The 15,819-nt window shown below is 51.5% G+C and carries 14 protein-coding genes; 7 read left to right on the plus strand and 7 right to left on the minus strand.

Going from position 1 to position 15,819, the window contains the following annotated elements; translation table 11 throughout:
• Positions 1–43: 43 nt before the first annotated feature.
• On the minus strand, positions 44–2,749 hold the full coding sequence (locus Q1A54_RS03620; protein ID WP_299985073.1) for a putative LPS assembly protein LptD: 2,706 nt from the start codon (positions 2,747–2,749) through the stop codon (positions 44–46).
• Between the two features lie 74 nt (positions 2,750–2,823).
• Between Q1A54_RS03620 and Q1A54_RS03625 the strand changes: the two genes are divergently transcribed.
• The 4 genes from Q1A54_RS03625 to Q1A54_RS03640 all read left to right on the plus strand — a co-directional run bounded on the left by Q1A54_RS03625 (position 2,824) and on the right by Q1A54_RS03640 (position 7,354).
• On the plus strand, positions 2,824–3,606 hold the full coding sequence (locus Q1A54_RS03625) for an N-acetylmuramoyl-L-alanine amidase (protein ID WP_076420581.1): 783 nt from the start codon (positions 2,824–2,826) through the stop codon (positions 3,604–3,606).
• Between the two features lie 22 nt (positions 3,607–3,628).
• On the plus strand, positions 3,629–4,684 hold the full coding sequence (locus tag Q1A54_RS03630; RefSeq protein ID WP_196114362.1) for an MlaD family protein: 1,056 nt from the start codon (positions 3,629–3,631) through the stop codon (positions 4,682–4,684).
• Positions 4,685–4,774: 90 nt separating this feature from the next.
• Positions 4,775–6,403: an acyl-CoA carboxylase subunit beta gene (locus tag Q1A54_RS03635; protein WP_299985078.1), complete on the plus strand. Its 1,629-nt coding sequence runs from the start codon at positions 4,775–4,777 to the stop codon at positions 6,401–6,403.
• 102 nt (positions 6,404–6,505) lie between these two features.
• Complete coding sequence (locus Q1A54_RS03640) at positions 6,506–7,354, plus strand: transglutaminase-like domain-containing protein (protein WP_299985080.1); 849 nt, start codon at positions 6,506–6,508, stop codon at positions 7,352–7,354.
• Between the two features lie 179 nt (positions 7,355–7,533).
• Here Q1A54_RS03640 and Q1A54_RS03645 read toward each other — a convergent pair whose 3' ends face one another.
• Both Q1A54_RS03645 and Q1A54_RS03650 read right to left on the minus strand, forming a co-directional pair.
• Complete coding sequence (locus Q1A54_RS03645; protein WP_299985082.1) at positions 7,534–8,121, minus strand: thioredoxin family protein; 588 nt, start codon at positions 8,119–8,121, stop codon at positions 7,534–7,536.
• A gap of 30 nt (positions 8,122–8,151) precedes the next feature.
• Complete coding sequence (locus tag Q1A54_RS03650) at positions 8,152–8,790, minus strand: 4'-phosphopantetheinyl transferase superfamily protein (RefSeq protein ID WP_299985084.1); 639 nt, start codon at positions 8,788–8,790, stop codon at positions 8,152–8,154.
• Positions 8,791–8,873: 83 nt separating this feature from the next.
• Here Q1A54_RS03650 and Q1A54_RS03655 point away from each other — a divergent pair, with 83 nt between their 5' ends.
• From Q1A54_RS03655 to folB, 3 genes are read left to right on the plus strand one after another with little or no spacing between them, the layout of a single operon-like run.
• Positions 8,874–9,842, plus strand: coding sequence for a WD40 repeat domain-containing protein (locus Q1A54_RS03655; protein ID WP_299985086.1), 969 nt, complete (start codon positions 8,874–8,876; stop codon positions 9,840–9,842).
• Positions 9,802–10,785, plus strand: coding sequence for a DivIVA domain-containing protein (locus tag Q1A54_RS03660; RefSeq protein WP_299985088.1), 984 nt, complete (start codon positions 9,802–9,804; stop codon positions 10,783–10,785). Before Q1A54_RS03655 ends, Q1A54_RS03660 begins: the two co-directional genes overlap by 41 nt.
• A 10-nt stretch (positions 10,786–10,795) precedes the next feature.
• A complete protein-coding gene (folB, locus tag Q1A54_RS03665; protein ID WP_299985090.1) occupies positions 10,796–11,152 on the plus strand; it encodes a dihydroneopterin aldolase in 357 nt (118 codons plus the stop codon).
• A 58-nt stretch (positions 11,153–11,210) separates the two neighbouring features.
• Here the strand turns inward: folB and meaB are convergent, their stop codons facing one another.
• The 4 genes from meaB to Q1A54_RS03685 form a co-directional block, all read right to left on the minus strand.
• Positions 11,211–12,191, minus strand: coding sequence for a methylmalonyl Co-A mutase-associated GTPase MeaB (gene meaB, locus Q1A54_RS03670; RefSeq protein WP_196114370.1), 981 nt, complete (start codon positions 12,189–12,191; stop codon positions 11,211–11,213).
• Between the two features lie 130 nt (positions 12,192–12,321).
• Positions 12,322–13,473 (minus strand): hypothetical protein, encoded by a 1,152-nt coding sequence (locus Q1A54_RS03675; RefSeq protein WP_299985092.1) that lies wholly within the window; start codon positions 13,471–13,473, stop codon positions 12,322–12,324.
• Between the two features lie 147 nt (positions 13,474–13,620).
• Positions 13,621–15,201: an alpha,alpha-trehalase TreF gene (treF, locus tag Q1A54_RS03680; protein WP_299985094.1), complete on the minus strand. Its 1,581-nt coding sequence runs from the start codon at positions 15,199–15,201 to the stop codon at positions 13,621–13,623.
• A 311-nt stretch (positions 15,202–15,512) separates the two neighbouring features.
• Positions 15,513–15,764 (minus strand): hypothetical protein, encoded by a 252-nt coding sequence (locus Q1A54_RS03685; RefSeq protein WP_299985096.1) that lies wholly within the window; start codon positions 15,762–15,764, stop codon positions 15,513–15,515.
• Between the last annotated feature and the right edge of the window lie 55 nt (positions 15,765–15,819).

Raw genomic sequence — 15,819 nt, forward strand, 5'->3', positions numbered from 1 at the left:
AACAAAAACAGCCACCCAATTTTCTGGAGTGGCTGTTCGGAGTTTATCTGAAGTTCATGCCTGATCTGTTTCTGGTCAGGCGCAGGTCGCGCAGCAGGGCAGATCGTGCGTTGATGGTCACGTTGTAGCCGCGCATCAGACCAAATGGTCGCCAGCCGATGCTCATCTCCCAGCAGTGCAGGTCGCGGTAGATATCGATGCTGGCGTTGGAAATGTTCTGGTTCGTGAAGTCATACCCGGCCATGTAGCCGAATTTCCACTTGTCGGTCAGGTTCAGGGTGCCTTGCATACCAATGTTCTGTGTCAGGCTTGGCTGTGTCTGTGTGCCGGTGGCCGGAGCATAGAAAATGGTATAGTCCAGGTTCAGCGTCCATGGAATGTTGAAGTCCACGTAATCCGGCAAAAACTGGTCGTTCGGGTTCAGCATGCCGGGCAGGTTCGTAGGAGGGGGCACGTTGGTAGACCGCGCCGCCGGGTTGAAGTTGGCCCGCACACTCAGGTTAGCATTGGTCAGCCTGGCCAGTTTAAAACCAGGTCCTTCCAACATGTAGCGATCAATAGCACGGTCACCTGCTGGGTTGAGTTGGTAAGGACTGAAGGTAGACGTAAAGTTTACATCGAACACCTGGAACAGGCGCGTGTTCATGCTAACGTTTATATTGGAGAGCCTCATAGAGTCAGCTGCCAGGTTATAGGAACCGCCAATGTTCAGGTTGTCGATCAGGCTCACCTTTTCAGACTTAGCCTCTGTGGAGTCACTGCGCGAGCGCACTTTCATCTCCACACGGTTGTTGATCTGCATACTCAGGCTGCTTTGCAAGCCCCCTGAAGGCACGTTGCCATTGAAGCGTGGCAGGGTCTGGAAAATGGGCTGGTTCGTCAGCGAGTCTATACCTACCTGTGTGGTCTGGGTGAAACCGAAGCGGTTCTCGTCGCCGAAGTTAGGGCGGTAGCCATAGCTGATGCTTGGGATCATGGTATGGCGGATGGCCTCTACCCGCTTGCTCTTAGGAAACTGGACTGTACCATACACGGTCGTGTTGAGTGAGGCGCCGGCACCGTACTCGTATACCCTGCCAAAGCTTGCTGTGTCGATGCGCACTGCCTGCTGCTCGTCGTCATAGGTATAGGTCAGTTTGTTGTCGAACCATGACTCACGGTAATTCACGTTCGGCGTCAGGTTGAAAAAGCGGAATATTTTATAGTTACCCAAACCGATCGTGAAGTTGTGATCAGCGCTTTTACGGCCGTTCTTCCAGAGGCGGTCGAGGTTGTCGAAGTTGAGCGCAAAAGAAGTATCCCTAGCAGTGCCATCAATAACAGGCAAATTGTTTAGCCTACGGGCTACTACCTGGTTCGATACCTCGTTGCGGGCCCGTACATTGTAGCCAAAGGTAAAGTTTTCATACCACTTACCGGTAGGCACATTGTCCGAGAAGAGCTCATACAAGCTCATCTGCGTCATGGCAAAGTTAAGGTCAGGCAGCGTGAAGCGCATGATGGTAGGAGCCGGCCTGCCGTCTGCCGTAAAGCCACCGTTGTTCTGCCCCTGGCTCAGCGTAGCGGTGTAGCTGAAAGGCGTGTTCTGGATGTTTTTCTGGTAAGTGATGGTCGAGTTGAAAGTCGGTGTCAGGTAGTTGTTCGGGTTATTGAAGTTCACCCGGTTGTGCTGACTGCTACCTGCCCGCACATTGGCTGTAAAGCGACCGCGGCCAGGCTTCTGCACCGGACTGTGCGACCAGGTAACAAACGCCGTTCGCTGGCTAGGCGGTAGGCCGCTCAGGCTGTTCGTGGAGCGGTTCGGATCCGCAACATCAGCTTCGTCATTTTTAAAGTAGTCGTAACTGATGTTGAAATTGCCGCGGTAGGAGTAGCGCTTGATGTAAGTATTGTCAACCGTCACCTTGTATCCGCCGAGCGAGTAGATATCGCCGGTGATGCGGGTGCCGATGTAGTCGTTCAGGGCGAGGTAATAACCGCCATTGCTCAGGTAGAAACCACGGGCACGTGATTCGCCGAAGGTCGGCATGATCACGCCGGACGAGCGTTTGTTCTTCGGTGTCGGGAAGAGGCCGAACAAAAAGCCGAGCGGCGTCGGTATGTCGGCGATCACGAGGTTAAAAGGACCCGACATGATCTTATCGTTTGGTATAGCCTTGATCTTGCCGGCGCTGATGTAGAAGTGCGGGTGCTCCAGGTTACAGGTGGTATACTTGTTGTGCAGACCGAAAATCTCGTTTGCCTCATTTTTTTTCACTACCTCGGAATGTATATACCCTTCACCTTGTTGCGTTACTACTTCAGAGATCCGGCCTCGTCTGGTTTTGTAGTTATAGGCGATACGCTTGGCTGCATAACTCTCTGCCCCGTCTCTAAATACCGGAGTACCAGTCTCCTGGCCTGTGGAGTCTACCAGAGTGGTAGCGGTTAGGGTGTTGAGGTCGTAATCGATCTGGATGTAGGCAGCCGCCAGTTCCATGGTGCCATAGTCAATTTTGGCATCGCCGTACAGGTGCACTACCTTACGGTCTACCTCAAAGAGGATGGAATCTCTGGCAGAATAATTGATTGTCGTCTCGATGTCGCCCTGTGGTGCGGGAACCACAAGCGAATCCTGAGGCGGCGAGATGTTGACAGTGTCTTTTGGCGTAGCTGTCGTGGTGGGGCGGCGCACCCGCTGACCCAGTACAGGCTGGGCAGAAAGTACGGCGAGCTGCACCAGCAGCAAAAAAATCAAAATGTAGCGCAACTTCTTCAGACTTCCCTAAAGTTTTATTTATTTTGTACAAAGTTATTGTTTTTAACTTTTAACTAACGAGCGTTGTGAGAAATATTGTTACTATTTCAGTTCTGGCCCTAAGTTTACTTCTACTCTCTTCCAGCAAGCTCGAATACCGTAAGGCATACAAGCTGCGCACGGTAGTAATCGATGCGGGTCATGGCGGCAAAGACATAGGCTGTAACGGCAAAGTTTCACATGAGGCTGATGTAGCCTTGAAGTTAGCGCTGCAGGTTGGAGCGTTAATTGAGAAGAACGTGCCTGACGTGAAAGTTGTTTACACCCGCAAGGATGATACCTTCGTGGAGTTGATCGACCGTGCCGGAATTGCCAACAAGAACAACGCGGACCTGTTCATCTCCATTCACCTGAATGCAGGGCCGCCTTCTGCTTTCGGTACTGAGACCTATACCATGGGACTCCACACCACCAGTGGCAACCTGGCGGTAGCCAAGCGGGAGAACGCTGTAATTCTGCAGGAGGATGACTACAAGGAGAAATACGGTGGCTTTGACCCAAACTCCCCACAGAGCCACATCATGTTTGCCCTGCACCAGAGTGCCTACATCGACAACAGCCTACGATTCGCTCAAAAGATCGAAAACGAATTTAAAAATCGGGTTGGTCGCACAAGCCGTGGCGTGAAGCAGGCGGGATTCCTGGTGCTCTGGAAATCCTACATGCCAAGTGTACTGATCGAAGCCGGATTCCTGACTAACCCTGCCGAAGAAAAATTCCTTAACGATAAAACAGGTCAGACGTATATGGCATCAGGCATATACCGAGCCTTCAAAGAATACAAGCAAGAGCTGGAGGCCATGAACTAATGCAAAAAGCAAACTCACCTACGTGAAACTATCGAAAGAAATTAAAGTTGCCCTGCTAGGTATAGTGGCAATTCTGATACTGTATTTCGGGTATGACTTCCTGAAAGGATCCTCGATTTTCTCTAAATCCAACACCTATCACGTCGTTTATGACAATGTAGATGGCCTGACACCCTCTAATCCTGTTATTCTGAATGGCATACAGGTAGGGCAGGTTAAGGATATGACGCTGCTCACTGATCGTGGTAACATGGTACGCGTAGATATTGAGGTGCGGAAAGATCTCCAGATCGGAGACTCCACCATCGCCAGCCTCGGCAACTCTGACCTCTTGGGTAGCAAAGCCATTACATTGCACCTGCGCAACAGCACCCAGATGTTTGATGGCGGTGAAGAACTGATCGCCTTTAAAGAAACCAGCATCGCCGACATGATCTCCTCTAAGTCGGTGCCGGTGATCGACAAGGTAGATACTACGCTGGCCCGCGTTAACCGACTGCTTGATAGCGAAGCGAAGGGCAACATTCAGCAGATCCTGGCCAACTCCAACAAGACCACGGAGATGATCAACGACATTCTCCGCGAGAACCAGCGCAATATCAATCAGATCACGGGCAACCTGAGTCAACTTACCTCAGCTCTGAAGCAGACACAAAAGAACATCGATCGGCTTGCGTTAAACATGACTGAGATCACAGATACGCTCAAGCAGGTGGAGATTAAGAAACTGGTGCGCGATGCCAACTCAGCTGTGAATGAGCTGGAAACAACTATCGCCAAACTCAATTCAAACCAAGGCTCTTTGGGTCGCCTGATGAACGACGAGGAACTGTATCAGAACATGAACCGCTCCACAGAAGCGCTCAACCTGTTGCTACGTGATATTCAGGCATACCCAAAGCGCTATGTGCAGTTCTCGCTCATTGGCCGCAAAGACAGGTATAAGGTGGATGCCACGGGCCGTGTAATCACACTGGAGGAGGTAAAGGAGATGCAGGACGCCAACCCGGATGAGTTTCGTCGCCCTGCTCCAGACTCTGTAGAGGTAGTGCCTGCTGACACCACAAAAAGGCAATAGTGCATCTTATAAAAATTGTATATTTGTGAAATCCGCCCCTAAAGCGGATTTTTCATTGTAAGTAGTCCCCTTATTTATAATAACCCCTTCATGGATATCGAATTCAATAAGAACGAAGACTCTCTCAAACAGCTGAGTTTCCAGCTGAAAAGCAAACTGAAGAAAGTACACCTGGGCGGCGGCGAAAAGCGCATCGCAAAAGAGCATGCCAAAGGTAAAATGACAGCCCGCGAACGCATCGAGTACCTACTCGACGAAGGAACGGAGTTCCTGGAAGTAGGAGCCTTTGCAGGCGAAGGTATGTACCAGGAAGTAGGCGGCTGCCCAAGCGGCGGCGTGGTGACAGGTATAGGTTACATTAAAGGCCGCCAGTGCGTGGTGGTAGCAAACGACGCCACGGTAAAGGCAGGTGCCTGGTTCCCGATCACAGCCAAGAAAAACCTGCGTGCGCAGGAAATCTCTATTGAGAACAAACTCCCGATCGTATACCTGGTAGACAGCGCAGGCGTGTTCCTGCCGATGCAGGACGAGATCTTCCCGGACAAAGAGCACTTTGGGCGTATGTTCCGAAACAATGCTGTGATGAGCTCGATGGGTATCGTGCAGATTGCTGCTATCATGGGAAGCTGCGTGGCCGGTGGTGCATACCTGCCGATCATGAGCGACGAGGCCCTGATTGTAGAGGGCACAGGCTCTGTGTTCCTGGGCGGTTCTTACCTGGTAAAGTCAGCCATCGGCGAGACCATTGACAACGAAACGCTGGGCGGGGCATCTACCCACTGCGAGATTTCGGGCGTAACCGATTACAAGTGCAAAGACGATAAAGAGGCGTTGGATCATATCCGCACCATTTTCGACAAAATGGGCGACAACCCAAAAGCTGGTTTCAGCCGTGTGGAACCTGCTGCTCCGAAACTCGACGAGAAAGAGATTTACGGTATGCTGCCAGCCGACCGCACCAAGCCATACGACATGATGGACATCATCAACCGTTTGGTCGACAACTCTGAATTTGAGCCTTACAAAGAGCTGTATGGTCAGTCACTGATTTGCGGACTGGGCCGTATTGATGGTTGGGCAGTGGGTATTGTGGCTAACCAGCGCAAGATCGTGAAGAGCAAGAAAGGCGAAATGCAAATGGGGGGCGTGATCTACTCTGACTCGGCTGACAAGGCTGCCCGCTTTATCATGAACTGCAACCAAAAGAAAATTCCGCTGGTGTTCCTGCATGACGTGTCAGGCTTTATGGTAGGCAGCAAGGCTGAGCACGGTGGCATCATTAAAGATGGTGCCAAAATGGTAAATGCCATGGCTAACTCGGTGGTGCCTAAGTTTACGATCATTCTGGGCAACAGCTACGGAGCCGGCAACTATGCTATGTGCGGCAAAGCTTACGACCCGCGCCTGATCTACGCCTGGCCATCGGCGCAGCTGGCGGTGATGAGTGGTGCTGCAGCGGCCAACACCCTGTTGCAGATTCAGGTTTCTGCCCTGAAAGCAAAAGGGGAGGAGATTACGCCGGAGGCTGAGAAAGAGTTACTGGAGCGCATCACGGCAAAGTATAACGAAGAACTGTCGCCATACTACGCCGCAGCCCGCCTGTGGATAGACGGTATCATCGACCCGCTGGAGACGCGCAAAGTTATCTCCATGGGTATAGAAGCCGCCAACCATGCGCCAATCGAGAAGCCATATAACGTAGGTGTCATTCAAACGTGATTGCCTTGGTGCTCAAATAAAGTTTCAGAATTGACATCTGAAACTTACGGATTGGAGTACAATAATGAATATTTTATTACCTGATTAAGTTTAAGTATTTCTGTGACAAAGAAGGAGATAAAGGCGCTGATCTCGCTGTTGGATGATATAGATTATGAGGTCGCGTCGCATGTAGAGCAGAAGATTGTGTCGCTGGGCGAAAGCATTATTCCCTTTCTGGAGGAGGAATGGGAGGAAACCCTGAACTCGGACCTGCAGAAGAGAATCGAGGATCTGATCCATAATTTGCAATTTGATGGCCTTTTGCAGCGCATCAAGGACTGGAAAGAGCATGGAGGGCTGGATTTGGTTGAAGGCATGTGGTTGGTGAATACCTACCTGTACCCGGATGTGGAACTGGCAACGCTGTCAAAAGCGCTGGACCAACTGTACTTCGACGCCTGGACGAACATGAAGGAGAATATGCACCCTTATGACCAGGTGAAGTCGCTGAACAACTCACTGTTCCGTGACAAAAAGTTCTCGGCCAATACCAAGAATTTCCATTCACCGTCGAACTCCATGATGCACCTGGCGCTGGAGACAAGGCGCGGAAACCCGCTCACGCTATGTGTCATTTACATGACCATTGCGCAGCGCCTTGGGATGCCGGTATACGGTGTAAATCTACCGAACCTCTTCATACTGACCTATAAACTGGGCGATGTGCAGTTCTATATCAACGTGTATAACAAGGGCCTGATGCTGTCGAAAGCAGATATCGACAATTACATCGTGCAGCTTAATCTGAACCCGGTAGACATTTTTTACGAGCCCTGCTCCAACATCGAGATCGTAAAGCGGGCGTTGCGCAACCTGGCGTTCTCGTTTGAGAAGACCAACGATTTGGAAAAGGCAACTGAAGTAACCAAACTCTTGACGGCTATCACAGACGACGATCCAACGATATAACCCTTAGCCGCTGCCTGGTTTCGCTAACTTTGCCAGACAAGTACATGATAAAAACAAAGAAGGCCGATTCCTTATGGAATTGGCCTTTTCGTTTTGTGCTCTCAGGTATAGCGGATCAGATTTCAGCTATACCTGAGGATGTCTTTAGCAATGAGTAAATAATATTCGTATCGGTCTGCTTAATAGCGTTTGATCATACAACCGGTCGCACGCTTGTCTGAGGTGCTTACGTTTTTGTTGGCCAGCACTTCGTCAATCACGGTTTTGAGGTAATTGTTGCGCACGCCGCTCTCTACCTGCGGACTGTCATCTATCGCGCCTTTGTACTTCAGCACGAAGTCACTGCCTGTGTTGTGCAGCACGAATACCTCGGGCGTTTTAGTGGCTCCGAACTTCTGGCTGATGCGCTGGCCTTCGTCTGCCAGGTATGGGAAGCTGTAATTCTTGGCCGCCAGATCCTGTCTGGTATCGCTGCCTTCGCCCGCACCAACACCTGGGTTAATGAATATAAATTGCACACCTCGGGCCGCATATGTGCTCGATAGCGTCACAAGTCGGTTCTCGTACAGCTTCGCATATGGGCATTGATTGTCCGTGAACACAACTACTACTGTTTTGCTACTCGCAAAATCGCTGAGCGAAACAGCATTTCCCTGCCCGTCCTTAAGGGAGAAGTCAGCCACTTTGCTGCCCAGCTGGTAGCTGCCCTGCGCAAATACACTGGCCGTGACCAGGAACGCTACGACAAAAGAAGCCAGATATTTCATGTTTGTTTGTTTAGGTGAGTATAAGTTGGATCAGCGATCTACACTATAAGTGAGTACGTGATTGTGAAGCACTTCGTGATGGATCTGGTACAATTTAGAAAAATTATCGGTAATTACGTGCCCCTGCAATAAGTTGTTTTCAGGGCCATGAGACGGTTCCACCAAAAGGTTCTCCTTAAAAATAAGCTGTTTTTGGCTGTACATCTTGTACAAAGTTTCTTTGGCGCTCCAGTACAAACAAGTCTGCTGTTCATCAGCAGCGGTAAATAGCTTTTCCTGCTCAGTCAGAAACTTGTCGGCTACCCGCAACGCTTTTGCACTCACCTGTTCAATATCTATGCCAACATCGTATTTTTCAGATAGAATGACGGCCGCCAGACGAGGAGAGTGTGTGATGGAAAGCTGAAATGGAGACTCTGCAAACACAGGCTTGCCGGTGGCGTCGCGCAGCAAAGGCAGCGGCTCAGAGGTGAACTGCTGCAGCAACTGGTAAACTAGTGCACGACTCGCCAGCCATTCGCGTTGCCGCCTTGGGTGTGCGAGTTGCAGGTTTTCGTCAGGTATAAGATGGGCCGGCAACAGAGGGCGCAGTGCCTCCGGGGCTTCGTCGAGAAGCCACACACCCAGTAAGGTATGGGCGTCAAGTTCGCGGGTCTGGAGCAGCGGCATAGCGGTAATTTTTGGTCGGCAACGAAAGGGTTCGCCGCATTTGTTGTAAATTTAGCTAAAATTAAGCGTAACAGATAGAAGAGATGGCCAGCAAGATACAAGTACAGAAAGTAGCCACCCTGACAGGCCACCGCGATTGTGTGTATACCCTGGAGGGCGGTGCTGCGCCTGCCACCGTTTATTCGGCAGGCAGCGACGGCATGGTGGCCGCCTGGGATTTGAATCAGCCCGAGAACGGTGAACTGATTGCGAAGGTCACTACTTCGGTATACGCCTTGCGGTTTATGCCGGAGCAGAACCTACTCTTGATCGGGCAGAACCTGGAAGGCTTGCAAGTGATTGATCTCAAAAGCAAAGCCATTCACAAGTCAGTAGCCTTGCCCAAAGTACCGATTTTCGATATCGCCTATGTGCCGGAAAAGGGGCAGGTATACGTGGGACTGGGTAATGGAGGTATAGCCGTGATCGGGGCTGATGACTTTGAACTACGCAGCATGGTGCGCAAGTCGGACCAGAGCGTACGCTGCCTGGCCTACAACAAAACCACTAACGAACTGGCGGCTGGGTATAGCGACAACCTGGTGCGGGTGTTTGATGCCGCCACCATGGAACTGAAGCATGAACTGCCGGCACATACCAACTCCGTGTTTACGCTCGTTTACTCTCCAGATGACTCGCTGCTGCTCACGGCGGGGCGCGATGCCCACCTTCGGGTGTGGCAGGTACAGGAAAAATACAAGGAGCGCGGTTATGTGATCGCCCACATGTACACCGTCAATCACATAACCTATAGCCCAGACAGGCGCTATTTTGCCACCTGCAGCATGGATAAGTCCATAAAAGTATGGGACGCGCAGACCTTTAAACTGCTCAAGGTTATTGACAAAGTCCGAAACGCGAGCCATGGCACCTCTGTCAACAAATTATTTTGGTCGGCTCATCAGAATCAGTTAGTTTCGTGTAGTGATGACCGCACCATTTCGGTGTGGGATATAAAATTCAGTTTGGATCATGAAGATTACACCCTTAGAAATCAGACAAAAAACATTTGAGAAGGCATTTAGAGGGCTTGACAAGGACGAAGTAAATGCTTTTTTGCTGACCTTATCGCAGCAGTGGGAAAAGTTGCTCGATGAGAACAAAGACCTTCGCAACAAGCTGGAGGCGGCTCACCGCGAGACGCAGAAGCTACGCGAGGTGGAATCTTCTTTATACAAAACACTGAAAACGGCTGAAGACACAGGTAACTCTATTCTGGAGCAGGCGAACAAGTCGTCAGAGCTTAAGATCCGGGAGGCGCAGCTGCAAGCCGATCAGCTTCTGAACACTGCCCGCAACCAGGCCCGCATGGTGTTGGAGGACAGCAAGAAACAAGCTGAGCAGATGGTGAACGAGATGCAGCAGGAGGTAAAAGCCCTGGAGCAGGACTACCAGCGCATGGAGTCGTACCTGGAGAGCATGGTGCGTGACCTGCGCAATCTGGCCAATGAGGCGTTGGAAAAAGCTGAAAAAACAAAGTCAAAACCTAAAGCCAGTACAGCCAGTATTCTTTCAAGAGCGGCAGAACTTAGGGTAGAACAGCCCGAACTGCTGCGTAACCTGAAAGATATGGAAACAACGACAAACAGACCTATACAACTGCCTGAGGCCACGGCCACAGCTGTTAACAATACACCTGCTATTACGAGCAGCAATGGTTACGAGCCATTTGGCGATCCGGCTCCGGACGTAACACAGCCGCACCCGGAAATACCGAATCCGGTTACTCCTGTGCCAGACGTGCCATCTCCGGAGATCGAGCCGCCAAAGCCGGACTACCCGGGTACTATACCTGGTCCTGAAATTGAGCAGCCTATACCTGAAATACAGCCTGTAAAACCTGATCAGCCAGAGATACAGCCGCCTATGACAGAGCCTTCGCGCAATAGCCTGGCTGACTGGGCACAGAGCCGCCAGCCGAAACCAGCAGGTTCTTTCTTTGACGAGATAGGTTAGTCAGAGGCTAATGGGACAGATTGCATTGGAGGGGATGGAATTCTTCGCCTTCCACGGTTTTTACGACGAGGAGCAGAAGATCGGCAACAAGTATGGCATAGACCTGATCATTGAAACTGATTTGCGCCGTGCCGCCGAAAGCGACGACCTGGGTGAGACAGTCAACTACGAGGTGCTGTACGCACTGGCGCTGGAGGAGATGAAAGTCCCGGCCCGACTGCTGGAGCACCTGGGGCACCGGATCATTGATAAGATCTATGAGCGTTTCCCGTTTGTGCAGTCCGTCAAAATAAATGTATATAAGTTTAACCCTCCGCTGGGGGGGATCTGCAAGTGGGCTAAAGTTACTTTAGAAGAGGCCCGATAAATTTACTTATTGATGAAAAGCAGCCGGTGCAGCAATGTGCCGGCTGCTTTTTTATGTCTTACACCAGCTTCAGCAGTTCCGACGCCGCTGCAAAAGCCGACTTTCTGCCTTCCTTTACCTGATCGGCTATACCTGGCAGTTGGTCCTTCACCTGCTGATGTGCATAGAAATTATCTTCCAGACCTTGCCGTATGGCTTCGTACATCCACTGCAGGTTCTGATCGTGGCGTTTTCTTTCAAAAAAGCCATTCTGCCGGGTTAGCTCCAGGTATGCGGCTATCGTTTGCCAGATCGTATCGAGGCCGGTTTGCTCCATGGCTGAACAAACGGATACTTTCGGCAGCCAGCCGGAGGCAGCCATAGGGTATAGGTGCAGGGCGTTCTGGTACTCGGCACGAGCGGCTTTGGCTTTCATGGCATTTTCACCGTCTGCTTTGGTAATGGCTATGGCGTCGGCCATCTCCATGATGCCGCGCTTGATGCCTTGCAGTTCGTCGCCGGCACCGGCCAGCATGAGCAGTAGGAAAAAATCGACCATGGCATGCACAGCTGTTTCGGATTGGCCTACCCCTACCGTCTCCACAATGATGGCGTCAAAACCGGCCGCTTCGCAGAGGATAATCGATTCGCGGGTACTGCGGGTCACACCGCCCAGCGACTTGCCGGCAGGAGAGGGGCGGATAAAAGCCTGCGGATTAACAGAGAGCGACTCCATTCGGGTCTTGTCGCCGAGTATACTGCCGCCTGTGCGCTGTGAGGTCGGGTCAATGGCGAGTACAGCCAGCTTTTTGCCCTGCTCCTGAATCAGGTGATTGCCAAAGGCTTCAATGAAAGTGCTCTTACCCACACCTGGCACACCGGTTATACCTATGCGCACCGACTTGCCCGCATGTGGCAGCACCTGGTTGATGACGTCCTGCGCCAGATCCAGATCGGAGGCCAGCCGGCTTTCCACGAGTGTGATGGCGCGACTCAACATGACCCGGTCACCGGCCAGGATGCCCTCTACATACTTTTCAGCGCTGAAACGTTTTGCCAAGGCGGTATAGCTTTAGGTATAGAATCGATTGTATTACAAATTTAGAATTTATGCGTTACCGAGCCAGCTATTTGTACGAAACAAAAAAGCCGGACAAACTGCCCGGCTCCATTAATCACTATCTTATACCTCACTTTACATTAGCAGACCTTGCCGCACCAGTCCGTATACCTTGCGGGAAGTTTGGCAGACCAAGGTCGCTTTTGCGCCCACCGAGGTGTAGTCCCATGTCTACATAGCCGCTCTCTTTGCCAAGTGTGTTCGGCTTGTTGATCACACCCAAATGTATGTTGTCCTGACGGGCCACATATATTTTGCCATCTGGCCCAAGTTGAAGCGCACCTATGCGTGGGCTACCGGAAGTGCCCACAACCACGGCTGACTTGGCAATAGCCGCTTCATCACCGGCCTGCAGGTCAAACTGTATGATCTGTGCTTTGCCACCGCCTTTACCGTTAGCAGTGCCATACAGCTTCGTGCCATCCGGAGAGAAACACACGCCATAGGCTTCTTCGTAACCTTTCAACAGAATAGGGTCAGATACCTCGCCGGTGCTGCGGTCGAAGCGAAGCACCTCAAAATTGCTATCACTATCCCACAGGGCCGCTGCCAGTCTGGTGCCATCCGGCGAAGGGACTAGGTAACCAATCGCTTTCCGGTGAGCGCCGCCGTGAACCGTGCCCACGTTGGTCATCACAGGTTCCATGTTCACGCCATCAGCCGTCACCAGGTAGGCCATATAGGCATTGCTGTTCCAGCGGTGCGCAATCACCCACCAGTCGCGGTTGTTGCTGTGGCGTATGGCGGTGAGCTTCTCAGTGGCCGGTGCGATCATGAACACGTTACGTGCCGTGATAGCACCATTGCCTTCGTCCTTGTTCATGTTCACCACACTGTAGCGCAAGCCATTGGACTGCGCCTGTATGTCGGTCGTGAAGATGTAGAAGATGCTGTCAGAAGCGGGTTTAGGTATGATCAGTGCAGACTGCGTAGAGGACTTCATACCCATCAGCCCGTTGCCGTTTGGCATCACGCGGTGGTGCTTGTTCCAGACGGTAATGCCATTGGTATAAAACAGCAGGTTGCCGTCTTTATCGGAGATGGAGGCGCTGCCTTCTTCGGTGTGCAGTCTGCTATTGGCAACTGCCGTTACGCTGTCGCCTCTAAAAACCAATCCGGCTCCTTTGCCGAAGTACCAGTTGGCTGTTTCACCCTGTGCAAAAGCTGTAAAACTGCTCAGCAACAGAGTGGTCGCTACAAGGATATGTCTAAGCTGCTTCATAAGCGATTTTATAGATATAACGCTCCTGTTGCAAACTGAGTGCCAGTTTCCGGATCAATCTGCAAATCAGGTATAGCAAGTGCCAGCTATACCTGATTTGCAAAACGCTATACATACCTTATAGTTGCCCTGCAGACTAGTTACAACCTATCGGCTTTGCAACATGGCAGGCTGTCGTTCAGCGATCGGGCGTAGTTCAGGGTATAACGCTATCAGTTTGAGAAACACACCGTTGGTCCACCCAAAGCCATCCTGGTTAGGGTACTCCCCGCCACCTGCTTCGAGTTCGAGATTCTCTACGTTATACTTCTCTACCATTTTGCCTGTGTTTTCGTGTACTTCGGTGCCAAGGGTAATCCATCGGGTCGCAATGGTGCGGGCCAAATCCTGATGATTGTAGTTGCGCAGTGCCTGTATGCTCATCCACTGCAGCGGTGCCCAGCCGTTCGGCGCATCCCATTGCTGGTCGGTGTGCACCAAAGTAGTGGCGAGTCCACCGGGCTTCAGGAAGCTGCTTTGCAGGCGCTCAGCCACGGCAGCAGCCTGGCGGCGCTTGGCCATGCAAAAGTATAGCGGGTAAACAGCGGCCAGTGTCGGGATGTTGGTCGTGGTGCCCTGCACAAAATCATAATCGTAGAAGAAGCCGTCTGCCTCGTGCCACATGTGCTGGAGCACTGCTTTGCGGCGGGCCTTAGCTTTCTGACGGTACAGGCACGCTCCGGCAGGGTCTCGCTCCAGTTCGGCCATCTCAGCCAGCGTCAGCTCCATATGGAAGAGGAGCGAGTTGAGGTCTACAGGCAGAATATCGGTGGTATGGATCGTGCTCAGGCTTTGCTTGTCGGCAAACCAGCGGCTGCTAAAGTCCCAGCCCGACTCGGCGGCGGCTCTGATGTGGCGGTATACCTCCTCCGGCTGCCTGCCCGACTCCTGGGCGATGTGGACGTCTTCTTTGTAAGCCTCAGGGCGTGGAGCTGGTTGGTCGTCCCAGTAGCGGTTGAGGATGCTGCCATCCGGCAACAGCACCACCCTACGGTGAGTCGGGTTAGCTGGGGAGAGTTGCTCTGCGCCACCCATCCAGAAGGCATATTCCTTGCGGAGTGCGGAGGCATACTTTACTAATACATCACGGCCCATCTCCTGGGTGAGCAGGTGCAGCATCAGCGCATAAAAGGGCGGTTGGGAGCGACTGAGGTAATAGCTGCGGTTGCCGTTCGGTATATGACCAGTGGTATGGATGAGGTGCGTGAAATTGTCGACCATGTGCTGGATCAGGGCTTTCTCGCCGCTTACCTGCAGCCCCAGCATGGTGAAGAAGCTGTCCCAGTAGTAGATTTCCTGAAAACGGCCTCCCGGTACGACATATGCATGGGGGAGGGGCAGTAGCGAACCGCCACTTTCATCAGGCATGCGGGTGAGCACAGGCCAGAGCTGTCGTATATGCGCTGTTACGGAGAGGCTGGTATCGGTCGTAAAATTAGAAGAAGGCTGCGTCGGCAACAGAAAATGCTCCAATACGAACTCCTTCAAATCGAAGCCAGGCTGCACACGTTGCTCCCGGTAAGCCTGTAAAATATGCACTGGTTCCTGCAGGGGCACACAATCGGCGAAAGTTTTGGAATCCGGGAAGACAGGAAGGAGCTGCACATCACGAAAAAGCTCTTGTAAGTCGGTCTCCGGCCGGTACTGGGCCTGTACCGGGGAAGGAGCGAAAATATAAGATAAAAGCAAAAGAATCAGGTTAAGTAAGAAGTATGATTTTTTTGATTTGCCTTGCTTCATGGTCAGCACATTTTATATGAATCTGTATTCATACGAATTAAGGAAGCAAGGGGTCAAGTATACTATTATGCAACCTATTACACAAGCTATAAAACAAGAAGATTATTTGTTTCCTGAATACCTGCAGGAAAATCTTGAAATAGTATGGAGCGATCTGTTCGTTTGGAAGTATTACTATTGTAATATAAAAAAAGCGGGAGGCCATTTAATTAGCCTCCCGCTTTCTGTTTGATTTTTATACCTATTTGAATTACAGGTGCTTACATAGTGGTGCCACCTGTTGTGCTACCGCTTGTAGTGCCGGTTGTGGTGGTGCCGGAGGCATCTGTGCCTGTACCGCCACTGGCGTTCTCAACCCGGTTGTCTTCCAGCGAATCGCTGTTTATATCCCGGGTTTCAATAGATTGATTATCCGGTACAGATTGCTGATTCTCGCTCCCGCAAGATGTTAACAGCAGAGAAGCTGTGCCTAGACATAGGCCGGCAGCAAGTGAGGTCCATTGTTTTTTCATAGTCTGATATCAGTTGTAGAGAATTGTGGGAATTATGTTCTGGTTGCGGCAACTT

Source organism: uncultured Pontibacter sp., from assembly GCF_947502515.1.
GTDB lineage: Bacteria > Bacteroidota > Bacteroidia > Cytophagales > Hymenobacteraceae > Pontibacter.

Excerpts from the sequence above, each read along its gene's own strand:
- Q1A54_RS03635 (WP_299985078.1), top strand. The coding sequence starts at position 4,775 with ATGGATATCGAATTCAATAAGAACGAAGACTCTCTCAAACAGCTGAGT.
- Q1A54_RS03645 (WP_299985082.1), bottom strand. The coding sequence starts at position 8,121 with ATGAAATATCTGGCTTCTTTTGTCGTAGCGTTCCTGGTCACGGCCAGT.
- Q1A54_RS03650 (WP_299985084.1), bottom strand. The coding sequence starts at position 8,790 with ATGCCGCTGCTCCAGACCCGCGAACTTGACGCCCATACCTTACTGGGT.
- Q1A54_RS03655 (WP_299985086.1), top strand. The coding sequence starts at position 8,874 with ATGGCCAGCAAGATACAAGTACAGAAAGTAGCCACCCTGACAGGCCAC.
- Q1A54_RS03660 (WP_299985088.1), top strand. The coding sequence starts at position 9,802 with ATGAAGATTACACCCTTAGAAATCAGACAAAAAACATTTGAGAAGGCA.
- folB (WP_299985090.1), top strand. The coding sequence starts at position 10,796 with ATGGGACAGATTGCATTGGAGGGGATGGAATTCTTCGCCTTCCACGGT.
- Q1A54_RS03675 (WP_299985092.1), bottom strand. The coding sequence starts at position 13,473 with ATGAAGCAGCTTAGACATATCCTTGTAGCGACCACTCTGTTGCTGAGC.
- Q1A54_RS03685 (WP_299985096.1), bottom strand. The coding sequence starts at position 15,764 with ATGAAAAAACAATGGACCTCACTTGCTGCCGGCCTATGTCTAGGCACA.